The organism is Pseudomonas sp. ARP3 (assembly GCF_001029595.1).
GTDB classification, from domain to species: domain Bacteria; phylum Pseudomonadota; class Gammaproteobacteria; order Pseudomonadales; family Pseudomonadaceae; genus Aquipseudomonas; species Aquipseudomonas rhodesiae.
Genome location: NZ_LEKF01000025.1, coordinates 83,983 through 98,162, shown reverse-complemented (window position 1 = coordinate 98,162; position 14,180 = coordinate 83,983). Strand labels below are relative to the sequence as shown.

The following is a 14,180-nucleotide window of genomic DNA, read 5'->3' as shown; positions in this document are numbered from 1 at the left end:
CGATTACATCGAGATGTTTTACAACCCAAAACGACGCCACAGTTTCAACAATCAGCTGTCACCGGTAGAGTTTGAAAAGCGTTACGCAGCGAGCCTGGAGAGTGTCTAGGAAACCCGGGGCGATTCACCCAGGTGGCCCAGACTCAAACAGGCATTAAAAAGCCCGACACTCTCATCGGGCTGGAGTTGGCCAGGCAGGCCGGTGAATCTTGCGCCGGGTGTTGTCTTCTGGCGCTGTACGGTTGGCGCTAGCGTAGCCGTATCTCTCAATCTGTACAGCCCTTTCCCAAATAACTGAAATTATTGATTTCGTGAATAGTTGAATATTGACGAAGCGCGGGCCTATGGTTGTGGTTCTGAAATGACTGGAAAGTCGCGTTTTTCCTAGCCTTTGGAGCGATTGACAATTGCTCGGAATTGGATGAAGGTGGCGTACCCAAATCAAACGGGCGTATGAATTGAGCGTTTGTCTGTCAGACCGTTCATACATAATCCCGACTATCGCATTGGCGGGTGTGCCTGGCGGATTGGCATGAGCATTGACCTAACCATCAGTGTCCAACCATAGGCCAGCGTCCGATGTGTACTGTTCAGCTTCCATATCGTGGAGATCAGTTGATGATTTACGAAGGTAAAGCCATCACGGTTAAGGCTCTTGAAAGTGGCATCGTCGAATTGAAATTCGACCTCAAGGGTGAGTCCGTCAACAAGTTCAACCGTCTAACCCTGAACGAACTGCGTCAGGCCGTAGACACCATCAAAGCAGATGCTTCGGTCAAGGGCGTGATCGTCTCCAGCGGCAAGGACGTGTTCATCGTCGGCGCTGACATCACCGAATTCGTCGACAACTTCAAGCTGCCCGATGCCGAGCTGGTGGCTGGCAACCTCGAAGCCAACAAGATTTTCAGCGATTTCGAAGACCTCAACGTCCCGACCGTTGCCGCGATCAATGGCATCGCCCTCGGCGGTGGTCTGGAAATGTGCCTGGCCGCTGACTTCCGCGTGATGTCGGCCACCGCAAAAATCGGCCTGCCGGAAGTGAAACTGGGCATCTACCCAGGCTTCGGCGGCACCGTGCGTTTGCCGCGCCTGATCGGTGCGGACAACGCCATCGAGTGGATCGCCGCCGGTAAGGAAAACAAAGCCGAAGACGCCCTGAAAGTCGGCGCTGTCGACGCAGTGGTTGCCCCGGAAAAACTGGCCGAGGCCGCGCTGAACCTGATTAAAGGTGCCATCAGCGGCGAGTTCGACTACAAGGCCAAGCGCCAGCCCAAGCTGGAAAAGCTCAAGCTCAACGCCATCGAACAAATGATGTCGTTCGAAACCGCCAAAGGTTTCGTGGCTGGCCAGGCCGGCCCGAACTACCCGGCGCCGGTTGAAGCAATCAAGACCATCCAGAAAGCCGCGAACTTCGGTCGCGACAAAGCCCTGGAAGTGGAAGCGGCTGGTTTCGTCAAACTGGCGAAAACCTCGGCGGCCCAGAGCCTGATCGGCCTGTTCCTGAACGATCAGGAACTGAAGAAAAAGGCCAAGGCCTACGATGAAATCGCCAGCGACGTGAAACAGGCTGCCGTACTCGGCGCCGGTATCATGGGCGGCGGCATCGCCTATCAGTCGGCGTCCAAAGGCACGCCGATCTTGATGAAAGACATCAACGAACACGGTATCGAGCAGGGTCTGGCGGAAGCCGCCAAACTGCTGGTGGGGCGTGTGGATAAAGGTCGCATGACCGCAGCGAAAATGGCTGAAGTGCTTAACGGCATTCGTCCTACGCTGTCCTACGGCGATTTCGGTCACGTCGACCTGGTGGTCGAAGCGGTTGTCGAGAACCCGAAGGTCAAGCAGGCCGTGTTGGCTGAAGTGGAAGCACAGGTCAAGGAAGGCACCATTCTGGCGTCTAACACCTCGACCATTTCCATCTCGCTGCTGGCCAAGGCCCTCAAGCGTCCGGAAAATTTCGTCGGCATGCACTTCTTCAACCCGGTACATATGATGCCGCTGGTGGAAGTGATCCGTGGCGAGAAGTCCAGCGAACATGCGGTGGCAACCACCGTTGCCTACGCCAAGAAAATGGGCAAGAACCCGATCGTGGTCAACGACTGCCCGGGCTTCCTGGTCAACCGCGTGCTGTTCCCTTACTTCGGTGGTTTCGCCAAGTTGGTCAGTGCCGGCGTGGACTTCGTGCGCATCGACAAAGTCATGGAAAAATTCGGCTGGCCAATGGGCCCGGCGTACCTGATGGACGTGGTCGGCATCGACACCGGCCACCACGGCCGCGATGTGATGGCTGAAGGCTTCCCGGACCGCATGAAAGACGACCGCCGTTCGGCTGTCGACGCCCTGTACGACGCTAAGCGCCTGGGCCAGAAAAACGGTAAGGGCTTCTACGCCTACGAGGCGGACAAGAAAGGCAAGCAGAAGAAAGTGGCCGATCCGTCGGTGCACGAAGTGCTGGCACCGATTGTGTACGAGCAGCGTGAAGTGTCCGACGAGGACATCATCAACTGGATGATGATCGCCCTGTGCCTGGAAACCGTACGTTGCCTGGAAGATGGCATCGTCGAGACCGCCGCCGAAGCCGATATGGGCTTGGTGTACGGTATTGGTTTTCCTCCATTCCGTGGTGGTGCACTGCGTTACATCGACTCGATCGGTGTGGCCGAGTTCGTTGCCCTGGCTGATCAATACGCTGAGCTGGGCCCGCTGTACCACCCGACCGCGAAGCTGCGTGAAATGGCCAAGAACGGCCAGAGCTTCTTCGGTTAAGCGCCCAGACGACTAGAGCGAGAATATTTATGAGCTTGAATCCAAGAGACGTCGTGATTGTCGACTTCGGTCGCACGCCGATGGGCCGCTCCAAGGGCGGCATGCACCGCAACACCCGCGCCGAAGACATGTCGGCGCACCTGATCAGCAAAGTGCTGGAACGTAACACCAAGGTCGATCCGAACGAAGTCGAGGACGTGATCTGGGGCTGCGTCAACCAGACCCTGGAGCAGGGCTGGAACATCGCGCGTATGGCGTCGCTGATGACTCAGATCCCCCACACTGCGGCCGGCCAGACCGTCAGCCGCCTGTGCGGTTCGTCCATGAGCGCGTTGCACACCGCCGCCCAGGCGATCATGACCGGTAACGGTGATGTGTTCGTGGTCGGTGGCGTGGAGCACATGGGTCACGTCAGCATGATGCACGGCGTCGATCCAAACCCGCACATGTCGCTGTACGCGGCCAAAGCCTCGGGCATGATGGGCCTGACGGCGGAAATGCTCGGCAAGATGCACGGCATTACCCGTGAAGCTCAGGACGCATTCGGCCTGCGCTCCCACCAGCTCGCCCATAAGGCGACGGTGGAAGGCAAGTTCAAGGATGAAATCATCCCGATGAACGGCTATGACGAGAACGGTTTCCTGAAACTGTTCGACTACGACGAAACCATTCGTCCGGATACCACCCTGGAAAGCCTGGCGGCCTTGAAGCCGGCCTTCAATCCCAAGGGCGGCACAGTGACGGCGGGTACTTCGTCGCAAATCACCGACGGCGCATCGTGCATGATCGTGATGTCGGCGCAACGCGCCCAAGACCTCGGGATCCAGCCTTTGGCGGTGATCCGTTCGATGGCTGTGGCCGGCGTGGACCCGGCTATCATGGGCTACGGTCCGGTACCGGCCACGCAAAAAGCCTTGAAGCGCGCGGGCCTTTCCATCACCGATATCGACTTCTTCGAACTCAACGAAGCTTTCGCTGCACAGGCCCTGCCGGTGTTGAAAGATTTGAAAGTGCTCGACAAGATGAACGAGAAGGTTAACCTGCACGGCGGCGCGATTGCCCTGGGCCACCCATTCGGTTGCTCCGGTGCGCGGATCTCTGGCACGCTGCTTAACGTGATGAAGCAAAATGGCGGCAACCTCGGGGTAGCCACCATGTGCATTGGTCTCGGCCAAGGCATTTCCACCGTCTTCGAACGCGTCTAAGCGTTGGGTTGACGGAAGCCGGGGCCCAGTGCCCCGGTTTTTGTTTTTTGGATTTTTTAATATTTTTTTTAATAAATTTTGTAAGGGGGCCAGAGCATGAATGTCACACCAGGGCTCTATCAGCATTACAAGGGTCCGCAGTACCGGGTTTTCAGCGTGGCGCGCCATTCCGAGACCGAAGAACAAGTCGTGTTTTACCAAGCACTGTATGGAGATTACGGCTTTTGGGTGCGCCCCTTGAGCATGTTCCTTGAGAGCGTCGAGGTTGACGGCGAGCAGGTCCCACGCTTTGCTTTGGTCCAGGCCGAACCCAGTCTTTTTAAAGGGCAATAACCGCAGGCCGCGCAGAATGCTGCGCTTGACCTCACCCGGTTGCCACTATATATAGCGTTGCCGCGTCAGGCGCCAACTGCCTTTCACTTCTCGAATTCAGGAATTTTCCGATCCATGGGCAAATCGCTGGTCATTGTGGAATCCCCGGCTAAGGCCAAGACCATCAACAAGTACTTGGGCAACGAGTACGTGGTGAAGTCGAGTATCGGCCATATCCGAGACCTGCCCACCAGCGGTTCGGCTAGCGCCAGCAAGGAGCCAGCCGCCAAGCGCGGCAAGGCCGCTGCGGGCGAAGGTCCGGTGCTCACACCCAAGGAGAAAGCGCGCAAGCAGCTGGTCTCGCGCATGGGTGTGGACCCGGACCATGGCTGGAAGGCCAAGTACGAGATCCTTCCTGGCAAGGAAAAGGTCATCGAAGAGCTGCGCCGGCTCGCCAAGGATGCTGACACCATCTATCTCGCGACGGACTTGGACCGCGAAGGGGAGGCCATTGCCTGGCACCTGCGGGAAGCCATCGGCGGTGACGACAGCCGCTACAAGCGCGTCGTGTTCAACGAAATTACCAAGAAAGCCATCCAGGAAGCCTTCTCCAAGCCGGGCGAGTTGGATATCGACCGCGTCAATGCCCAGCAGGCGCGGCGTTTCCTCGATCGCGTGGTGGGTTATATGGTCTCGCCGCTGCTGTGGGCCAAGATCGCCCGTGGCCTGTCCGCCGGCCGTGTGCAGTCGGTTGCCGTGAAGCTGGTGGTGGAGCGTGAGCGTGAGATTCGTGCGTTCATCCCTGAAGAGTACTGGGAAGTCCACGCCGACCTGGGCACCGCCAAGGGCGCCAATGTGCGCTTTGAAGTGGCCCGCGAGAAAGGCGAAGCCTTCAAGCCGCTGAACGAAGCCCAGGCCATGGCTGCGCTGGAGAAGCTCAAGGCGTCCAGCTACAGCATCGTCAAGCGTGAAGACAAACCGACCAGCAGCAAGCCGTCGGCACCTTTCATCACCTCCACCCTGCAACAGGCCGCGAGCAACCGCCTGGGCTTCGGTGTGAAAAAAACCATGATGATGGCCCAGCGTCTGTATGAAGCCGGCTACATCACTTATATGCGTACCGACTCCACCAACCTGTCGGTGGACGCGGTCGCCATGGCGCGAACCTACATCGAAAGCGAGTTCGGCAAGAAGTACCTGCCGGAGAAGCCTAACGTCTATAGCAGCAAGGAAGGCGCACAGGAGGCTCACGAAGCGATTCGTCCTTCCGACGCCAACACCGAGCCAAGCAAGCTGAGCGGCATGGAGCGCGACGCTGAGCGCCTCTACGAGCTGATCTGGCGCCAGTTCCTGGCCTGCCAGATGCTGCCGGCGCAGTACCTGTCCACCACGGTTACCGTGGCGGCCTCCGACTTCGAGCTGCGTGCCAAGGGCCGCATTCTCAAATTCGACGGTTATACCCGCGTGATGCCGCAGATCGCCAAGCCTGGTGACGACGATGTGCTGCCGGACATGGCTCAGGGCGATACGTTGAAGCTGATCAAGCTCGATCCGTCGCAGCACTTCACCAAGCCGCCGGCGCGTTATTCGGAAGCCAGCCTGGTCAAGGAGATGGAAAAGCGCGGTATCGGTCGCCCTTCGACCTACGCGGCGATCATTTCCACCATCCAGGACCGTGGCTATGTAGCGCTGCATAACCGTCGTTTCTATTCGGAAAAGATGGGTGACATCGTTACCGAGCGTCTCTCCGAGAGCTTCTCCAACCTGATGGATTACGGCTTCACTGCCGGCATGGAAGAGAATCTCGACGACGTGGCCCAGGGCGAGCGCGACTGGAAAAACGTGCTGGACGAGTTCTACGGCGACTTCAAGAAGAAGCTTGAGGTGGCCGAGAGCCCCGAGAACGGCATGCGCGCCAACCAGCCGGTGATGACGGATATCCCGTGCCAGACCTGCGGTCGGCCGATGCAGATTCGCACGGCGTCCACCGGTGTGTTCCTTGGTTGCTCGGGCTACAGCCTGCCGCCGAAAGAGCGCTGCAAGGCCACGGTCAACCTGGTGCCGGGCGATGAAATCGCGGCTGACGACGAGGGTGAATCCGAGTCGTTGGTGCTGCGTGGCAAGCACCGCTGCCCGATCTGCAGCACGGCGATGGATGCCTACCTGTTGGATGAGAAGCACAAGCTGCATATCTGCGGTAACAACCCGGATTGCAACGGCTACGAGATCGAAGAAGGCACCTACCGCATCAAGGGCTACGAAGGTCCGAGCCTGGAATGCGACAAGTGCGGCAGCGAGATGCAGCTCAAGACTGGCCGCTTCGGTAAGTTCTTTGGCTGCACCAACCCGACGTGCAAGAACACCCGCAAACTGCTCAAGAGCGGCGATGCGGCGCCGCCGAAGATGGACCCGGTGAAGATGCCGGAGCTCAAGTGCGAAAAGGTCAACGACACCTACATCCTGCGTGACGGTGCCTCTGGCTTGTTCCTGGCAGCCAGCCAGTTCCCGAAAAACCGCGAGACTCGTGCGCCGTTAGTGATGGAAATCGTGCCGCACAAGGACGAGATCGATCCTAAGTACCACTTCCTGTGTGAAGCGCCGAAGAAGGATCCGGATGGTCGCCCAGCCGTGATTCGCTACAGCCGCAAGACCAAGGAGCAGTACGTGCAGTCCGAGGTCGACGGTAAGCCGACCGGCTGGAAAGCCTTCTATGAAGGTGGCAAATGGAAGGTCGAGGACAAGCGTCAGGGCGCCTGATCTGTCGGATGCGCTGAAGATCCAAATAGCGGAGGGGTAAGCCCCTCCCATATTTGGATCTTTTAGATCCTGAAGTAGCGTTTTGATCTGCATAAGCAGCGCTTGATTGCGCTTGCAGTCGATTCGGCTGATCCGTGACACTATTCAGCCAGCATCACGCCTAATTCGTTGTGGAGACTGCCGTTATGGCCCACGAACTCTATACCCGTACCAATCAGAAAATTTACTTCGCGGGTTTATCCCTGGAAGCCCTTGGCCGCGCCGAGGAAGGTAAGGAGATGAACGCGATCGCGCTGGTGCAGGCCGGGCGTGAAGCGGCGTTATTCCACCTGTACGGCGCTTTGCTGGGCCTGTGCCATGAAATAGCAGGGTTCTATCGCCTGCCGCAGGCGGGTTCTCCTCGGGCAGAGATGATCATGAGCCGCGAAGTATTGGACGCCATGGCCATTCCCGAGTTGGCCGAGCTGGTGGAAATGGCCCAAAGCCCTGAAAGCTGGTTGGCGCGCTTGCTCAAGGCCCATGCCGATATGTTCCAGCCGCCGCGCATTCCTCATGTGCCCAAGGGCGATGTGACCCAGCCGCTGATCGTTGCGGTTGCAGTGGAAGACGAGGAGCCTGAACCTTTGAGCCGGAAAGAGCTGGAGAGCTGGCGCCAGGAACTGAAAAAACTGGCACTGCGTTTTCGGGAAGGGTTGAGCGAGTGCTAGAACGCAGGGCAATGGCGTGGCGCTAACCACGCCGTTCATCAAGACGTAAAGAAACCTGTTGAGATCCGCACCGAGGCTTGGCGGATGACTGATATAATCCTGCCCTTTCGTGGAGAACAGACTTTTATGCCGACGTCCTTTCTGGAAATTGTTGAACTGCCTGACGGCCGAATTGAGCTGCGCCGGGCGGAGGACGAAGGTTCTCTGGTTATCTTGGATTTTTCCGAGGACGCCAAAGCATTTCTGCAAGGTCAGCATGTGGAAGTGGCGAAAGCCATGTTGAGCGTTGGCGTGCAGATGGCTGGTCGCCTGGCCGAGGGCGAGCCGGAGAAAGAAGACGGGCCGCGGGTCCTTCACTGATTTCAGGCTGTTCGGTATTGTTGTGGTCGGCGGGCTTATCCCACGTCCGGCTGCGAAGCAGCGCTCCAATATGGGACACGCCCGCTGACCACAAAGAGCATCTTCACCCCAGCGAGCCCTGCTGAGGCCCTCCGCGTAGCGAAACCTTCATCCCAATCGAATATTCAAGCTCTGTGCATCCCCAACACGCGCAGCGCTCACCAGTTGTTGCTTAGCGGCCGCGTTCAATGGGTTGAGCCAGCTGACCACGGTGTGGCTTCGGCCCAAGCGTAAGGCCTCGCAAGTCAGCTGTTGCGCGCTTTGCGTGCCGCGCGGTTGCAGCAACAGGATACGTTCGCGGTTAAGGCCGGCGTCCCGCAGCCAAGCCTGGGTAAGACTGGCAGGCGGAGCGATCAGCGTTAGCCAGCGGGCGTCCTGTTCCTCGCTCAATTCGCGAAGAATTGGCGCCAGCAGGCTCAGGCAGCTCCCGGCAGCACCGCGCAACGACAGCTCACTGAACACCTCGGGTTCGGCGCTCCAGGGCGCTTCGACCGTTTCCTTGAGGATAGGCGCGAGAGGATGGGCCATAAAGGCCTCGAACAGCGACAGTTGGGTGTGTTGTGGGGTGTGTACGAGCTGCATGGTGCCTCCTCTAGCGGCGAATGACGCCGACGCTCAAGCCTTCGATCACCAGATCCTGATCTTTCAGGTTCACTTCAATCGGGGCGAACTCAGGGTTCTCGGCCAGTAGCCAGACCTTGCTGCCTTCACGCTTGAAGCGTTTGACGGTGACTTCATCGCCGATACGGGCCACGACGATCTGACCATTACGGGCTTCGCGGGTGGTATGGACGGCCAGCAGATCACCGTCGAAGATACCGACGTCCTTCATACTCATGCCGTGTACCCGCAAGAGGTAATCAGCGCGAGGGTGGAAGAAGGTCGGATTAATGTTGCAGGATTCCTCGACGTGCTGCTGCGCCAGGATCGGCGCACCGGCGGCGACACGGCCGATGATGGGCAGCGTCGACTCGTCGGCCTTGGCCTCGAAGCCAGGGATGCGAATGCCCCGCGAAGCACCGGGGGTCATCTCGATAGCGCCTTTGCGTGCGAGGGCCTTGAGGTGTTCTTCGGCGGCGTTAGGGGACTTGAACCCCAGTTCCAGCGCAATTTCGGCTCGTGTCGGCGGGTAGCCGTTGTCGTCAAGGCAGCGCTTGATAAAAGCCAGAATCTCAGCTTGGCGTGGCGTCAGTTTTAGCATGTTGATCGCTCTGTCTTTTTATACAGTGACTGGGATTATATACAGTGAACTGCGCTTGGCAATCATCCTTTTTCGGCACTCCGCTGGACGGTCATTCGATATCCGTCCTACAAGTCACGGATAGCGCTACCTACAGACGGATACGGATGTGATTAAATAGCACGCACATGCATGACTGCCCGGCCGGAAAACGGCTCCTCAGGCTTGACAAGACACACCCTGAAACGTATGTTTCAAACAAGTGTTTGTCAGGCGGAGTAGCCATGGCCCAGTCGGAAACCGTTGAGCGCATTCTCGATGCTGCTGAGCAATTGTTCGCGGAAAAAGGATTTGCTGAAACTTCATTGCGGCTGATTACCAGCAAAGCCGGGGTCAACCTCGCGGCGGTGAATTACCATTTCGGCTCGAAGAAAGCCCTTATCCAGGCCGTTTTTTCACGCTTTCTGGGGCCTTTCTGCGCCAGCCTCGACCGCGAGCTTGAACGTCGCCAGGCCAAGGCCGACAACAAGCCCAGCCTTGAAGAATTGCTGGAAATTCTCGTTGAGCAGGCGCTGGTAGTGCAACCGCGTAGCGGTAACGACCTGTCGATCTTTATGCGTTTGCTCGGCCTGGCGTTCAGTCAGAGTCAAGGCCACCTGCGGCGTTACCTGGAAGACATGTACGGCAAGGTATTTCGTCGCTATATGTTGCTGGTCAACGAAGCTGCCCCACGTATTCCACCGATCGAACTGTTCTGGCGCGTCCACTTTATGCTCGGCGCGGCGGCGTTCAGTATGTCCGGGATCAAGGCATTGCGCGCGATTGCCGAGACCGACTTCGGCGTTAACACTTCCATTGAGCAAGTGATGCGTTTGATGGTGCCGTTCCTGGCCGCCGGTATGCGTGCCGAGACCGGCGTGACCGACCCAGCCATGGCCGCTGCGCAACTGCGCCCACGCAGCAAAACAGTGCCCATTCCCGCCAAGGTTTGATTGCCCTGGGTGTGCGCGGCCATTGGCATCCGCTAAGCTAGCCGCCATGCCGATTTCAGCTATTTATTCGCAACCCGTTGTGCTCGCCGCGCCCTTCGTGCGCCGTGAGCGCAACGGGTTGTGTGCGTTATATAAGGAAGGTTTATGACTGCTGCCCTGCAAGGTTCTTTGATGGTCGACGTGGCCGGTACCTGGCTCACGGCTGAGGATCGCCACTTGTTGCGCCAGCCTGAAGTGGGTGGGCTGATTATTTTCGCGCGCAATATCGAACATCCGCGCCAGGTGCGTGAACTGAGCGCGGCCATTCGCGCGGTGCGCCCCGACCTGTTGCTGGCCGTCGACCAAGAGGGCGGCCGCGTGCAGCGCCTGCGCCAGGGCTTTGTGCGTCTGCCGGCCATGCGAGCGCTCGCGGACAACCCCAACGCTGAATACCTGGCCGAGCAATGCGGCTGGATCATGGCTACGGAAGTGCTGGCGGTTGGCCTTGACCTGAGTTTTGCCCCGGTACTGGACCTTGATTACCAACGCAGCGCTGTGGTCGGCACCCGATCCTTCGAGGGCGACCCGGAGCGTGCCGCCTTACTCGCCGGTGCCTTTATCCGTGGCATGAACAGCGCCGGTATGGCTGCCACCGGTAAACATTTCCCAGGCCACGGCTGGGCTGAGGCCGATTCCCACGTCGCAATTCCTAATGACGAGCGCAGCCTGGAGCAGATTCGCGCCAATGATCTGGTGCCTTTCGCACGTCTGAGCCAGCAATTGGCGGCGGTGATGCCGGCCCACGTGATCTACCCGCAGGTGGACGCCCAGCCTGCCGGTTTTTCGCGTCGCTGGTTGCAAGACATTCTGCGCGGCGAGTTGCAATTCGATGGGGTGATTTTCAGTGACGACTTGTCCATGGCCGGTGCCCATGTGGTCGGTGACGCGGCCAGCCGTATCAAGGCCGCGTTGACCGCCGGTTGCGACATGGGCTTGGTGTGCAATGATCGCGCGGCGGCGGAGTTGGCGTTGAGTGCTGCGCAGCGTATGAAGGTCACGCCGTCGCCTCGCATCGCGCGCATGCGCGGTCAGGCAATGGCTTCAACGGAGTACAAGCAAGACCCGCGCTGGTTGGCGGCGCTTACGGCGTTACGCGAAGCCCAGTTGATCGACTGATACCTCGCTCCGTCACCGCTTCTCCTGCTTATTGGGCAACGGCGCGAACAACGCCTCGATATCCTCATTGCCCAACTGCCAATCACCCGTGGTTCGTCCATCCAGCACCCCCGCCGCCAGATCGGATTTCTCCTTTTGCAGGTGCTGGATTTTCTCTTCCACCGTGCCGCGCGCAATCATCTTGTAGACGAATACCGGTTTCTCCTGGCCGATGCGATAGGCACGGTCAGTGGCCTGGTTTTCCGTGGCCGGGTTCCACCAGGGATCGTAGTGGATCACGGTGTCGGCTTCTGTCAGGTTCAGGCCCACACCGCCGGCCTTCAAGCTGATCAGAAATATCTGCAGCTTGCCGCTCTGGAAGTCCTTGACCGGCGTGCGCCGATCACGGGTCTGCCCGGTCAGTAGTGCGTAGGCAATGCCGCGTTTTTTCAGCTCGGCTTCGATCAGGCTCAGCATCGAGGTGAATTGGGAAAACAACAGGATCCGCCGACCTTCGGCAAACAGCTCGTCGAGCATGTCCATCAAACTGTCGAGCTTGCCCGAGCTGCTGCCGCGAGCGGGCAGGGTGGCATCGTTGATCAGGCGCAGGTCGCAGCACACTTGGCGCAGCTTAAGCAGCGCCTCAAGGATGATGATCTGGCTGCGTGCCACGCCTTTGCGGGTGATCTCGTCGCGGACCTTCTTGTCCATGGCCAGGCGCATGGTCTCGTACACGTCGCGCTGGGCTTCGTTGAGGTCGACCCAGTGGATGATCTCGGTCTTCGGCGGCAGTTCGGTAGCCACCTGTTCCTTGGTGCGACGCAGTAGAAACGGCTTGATCCGACCGTTCAGGTGCTGCAATCGCACATCGCTGGCGCGCTTTTCGATGGGCACGCGGTAGTCGCGATTAAAGCTCTTCACATCGCCCAGCCAGCCCGGCAGCAGAAAGTGAAACAGCGACCACAGCTCGCCCAAGTGGTTTTCCAGCGGCGTGCCGCTCAGGCACAGGCGCTGCCGTGCGTTCAGCTCGCGTGCCGCCTGGGCGGCCTTGCTGGTCGGGTTCTTGATGTACTGCGCTTCGTCGAGGATCAGCACATGCAAGGGCAGGGTGGCCAGATGCTCGATGTCCTTGGGCAGCAGTGCATAGGTGGTGAGCAGCAGGTCATAGTCCTGCAAATTTGGGAGATGTTTCTTACGTCCGGCACCGTACAGTGCCAGTACTTTCAGTTGCGGGGTGAAGTGCGCTGCTTCATCAAGCCAGTTAGGGATCAGACTGGTGGGCATCACCACCATGCAGGGCCGGTCCAAGCGCCCGGCGTTTTTTTCGCTGAGAATATGCGCCAGGGTTTGTAGGGTTTTGCCCAGGCCCATGTCATCCGCCAGAATGCCGCCCACCTCTAATTGCCGCAGCGATTGCATCCAGCTCAAGCCTTCCAACTGGTAAGGGCGCAACGTCGCGTTCAAGCCTTCGGGGGCCGCGCAGGTGAAGTCCTTGATGTCCCGCAGGCGTTGGGCGAAGTTGCGGATTTTGTCACCGCCCTCCCATTGCAGAGGCAGGCCTTCCAGCGGGTTGAGTCGGACCGCATCGGCCTTGGCCAAGCGCAGCGCAGTACTGCCCGGTTCCTGCAGGTAGAACTCACCAAGGGTGGCCAGCACCGGTTTCAAGCGACCGTAGGGCAGCGCCACCTGCACGGGGCCATGGTCGCCGTTGGGCGCGGCGGGGATGTTCACCAGGATCAGTTCATCGTCGCGGCGCCGTGCGAGCTTCTCCGGGTTGAGGATTTCGGTGTGAGAGCGCATCAGGTTCAGCAGGATCGGCAACAGGCTCAGTCGCTGGCCATTGACGATAATCCCCAACTCAAGGTCGAACCAATCACGTTCCGGGCCTTCATCGACGGTGGCGTACCAGTCGTCCACCGCGCTGAGGTCGAAGCCGAAATCGTCGTCGAGCAGCAATTCCCAGCCCTCGGCGCGTAGGGTCGGCGAGTCGTTGAGGGTGAAATTCAGCCAGGCGCTGTCGTTGCTCATCTCGAACAGCTCGCCGGCGCTTTCCGGCAAGGCTTTGCTCTGACGCGTGGCGATCTTGAAACCCAGCAGGCGCAGCTGTTCGCGGTAGGCCTGTTCCACCTCCGGGTGTCGCTTGATCCGCAGGCTTTGGGTTTCTTGACGCACGATGATGTCAGCGTGTTTTTGCCCGCTGACGTAGTTACCCAGGTAGTTGAACGCCAGTGCCGCGCGGTGCTGGATATAGCGTTGCATCTTGCCGTTGCGCGGTTCGAATGCGCTGAACTCGGCGCTGGCCAGCCACAGGCGCGGCACCGGTTGCACGTCCTCCATCAGCACTTGCGGCAGGACCACGCGGTTATCCAGCACGGCCTGGAGTTTTTCCAGCAACTCGGCATCTTGAGCCGCCGCCGGGTAGGCCAGGGTTTCCTGAACCTTGAGTAGCACAGCCGCGATATGTTTGCAGTTGCTGTGTACGGGGCAGGTGCAGCGGCTGTCCACCAGGAGCAGCGCGCCTTTGGCCGACTCGCGCAGCGAAATGGTCTGCCGGTACACATTGCCGCCCGAGCCTTCGCAACTGGCGATAATGGTGCTGTCGCCGGACTCGACAATCCGCACGCGGTTTTCCAACGCATAACGCCGCCCACGCTCCAGGCTTTGTTCTTTGAAGCGATTGGCCCATGAAGGGGCAAGGGGCTTGGTCAACGGCGGGGTGAGGGGCATG

Annotated in this window: 12 protein-coding genes; 9 read left to right on the top strand and 3 right to left on the bottom strand. The window is 59.2% G+C overall.

Translation table 11 applies throughout. The annotated features are described in order from the left end of the window. The 7 genes from ABX75_RS29230 to ABX75_RS23650 all read left to right on the top strand — a co-directional run. The coding region (locus tag ABX75_RS29230; RefSeq protein WP_138762977.1) for an IS3 family transposase at nt 1-109 on the top strand (109 nt) is incomplete at its 5' end. A 509-nt stretch (nt 110-618) separates the two neighbouring features. Beyond that, nucleotides 619-2,766 carry a fatty acid oxidation complex subunit alpha FadB gene (gene fadB / locus ABX75_RS23675; RefSeq protein ID WP_034096473.1) on the top strand — a complete coding sequence of 716 codons (2,148 nt, stop codon included), beginning with the start codon at nt 619-621 and terminating at the stop codon, nt 2,764-2,766. 29 nt (nt 2,767-2,795) lie between these two features. Then, nucleotides 2,796-3,971 carry an acetyl-CoA C-acyltransferase FadA gene (gene fadA / locus ABX75_RS23670; protein ID WP_034096474.1) on the top strand — a complete coding sequence of 392 codons (1,176 nt, stop codon included), beginning with the start codon at nt 2,796-2,798 and terminating at the stop codon, nt 3,969-3,971. 96 nt (nt 3,972-4,067) lie between these two features. After that, nucleotides 4,068-4,304: a DUF1653 domain-containing protein gene (locus ABX75_RS23665; RefSeq protein ID WP_034096475.1), complete on the top strand. Its 237-nt coding sequence runs from the start codon at nt 4,068-4,070 to the stop codon at nt 4,302-4,304. Nucleotides 4,305-4,418: 114 nt separating this feature from the next. Beyond that, the gene (gene topA, locus ABX75_RS23660) at nt 4,419-7,040 is read left to right on the top strand and encodes a type I DNA topoisomerase (RefSeq protein ID WP_034096476.1); all 2,622 of its coding nucleotides are present in this window, start codon (nt 4,419-4,421) and stop codon (nt 7,038-7,040) included. Between the two features lie 185 nt (nt 7,041-7,225). Next, complete coding sequence (locus ABX75_RS23655; protein ID WP_034096477.1) at nt 7,226-7,747, top strand: DUF6586 family protein; 522 nt, start codon at nt 7,226-7,228, stop codon at nt 7,745-7,747. 126 nt (nt 7,748-7,873) lie between these two features. Then, entirely contained in the window at nt 7,874-8,107 is a 234-nt protein-coding gene (locus ABX75_RS23650; protein WP_017254451.1) for a hypothetical protein, read from the top strand. A 147-nt stretch (nt 8,108-8,254) separates the two neighbouring features. Here the strand turns inward: ABX75_RS23650 and sulA are convergent, their stop codons facing one another. After that, a complete protein-coding gene (gene sulA, locus ABX75_RS23645; RefSeq protein ID WP_034096478.1) occupies nt 8,255-8,728 on the bottom strand; it encodes an SOS-induced cell division inhibitor SulA in 474 nt (157 codons plus the stop codon). A gap of 10 nt (nt 8,729-8,738) precedes the next feature. Further along, nucleotides 8,739-9,347, bottom strand: a complete 609-nt coding sequence (gene lexA / locus ABX75_RS23640) for a transcriptional repressor LexA (protein ID WP_003172575.1) — start codon at nt 9,345-9,347, stop codon at nt 8,739-8,741. A 263-nt stretch (nt 9,348-9,610) separates the two neighbouring features. Here lexA and psrA point away from each other — a divergent pair, with 263 nt between their 5' ends. Both psrA and nagZ read left to right on the top strand, forming a co-directional pair. After that, nucleotides 9,611-10,318: a transcriptional regulator PsrA gene (gene psrA / locus ABX75_RS23635; protein WP_034096479.1), complete on the top strand. Its 708-nt coding sequence runs from the start codon at nt 9,611-9,613 to the stop codon at nt 10,316-10,318. 144 nt (nt 10,319-10,462) lie between these two features. Further along, nucleotides 10,463-11,473: a beta-N-acetylhexosaminidase gene (nagZ, locus tag ABX75_RS23630; RefSeq protein ID WP_034096480.1), complete on the top strand. Its 1,011-nt coding sequence runs from the start codon at nt 10,463-10,465 to the stop codon at nt 11,471-11,473. Between the two features lie 12 nt (nt 11,474-11,485). Here nagZ and ABX75_RS23625 read toward each other — a convergent pair whose 3' ends face one another. Further along, a complete protein-coding gene (locus tag ABX75_RS23625; RefSeq protein WP_047882764.1) occupies nt 11,486-14,179 on the bottom strand; it encodes a DEAD/DEAH box helicase in 2,694 nt (897 codons plus the stop codon). Nucleotide 14,180 lies beyond the last annotated feature (1 nt).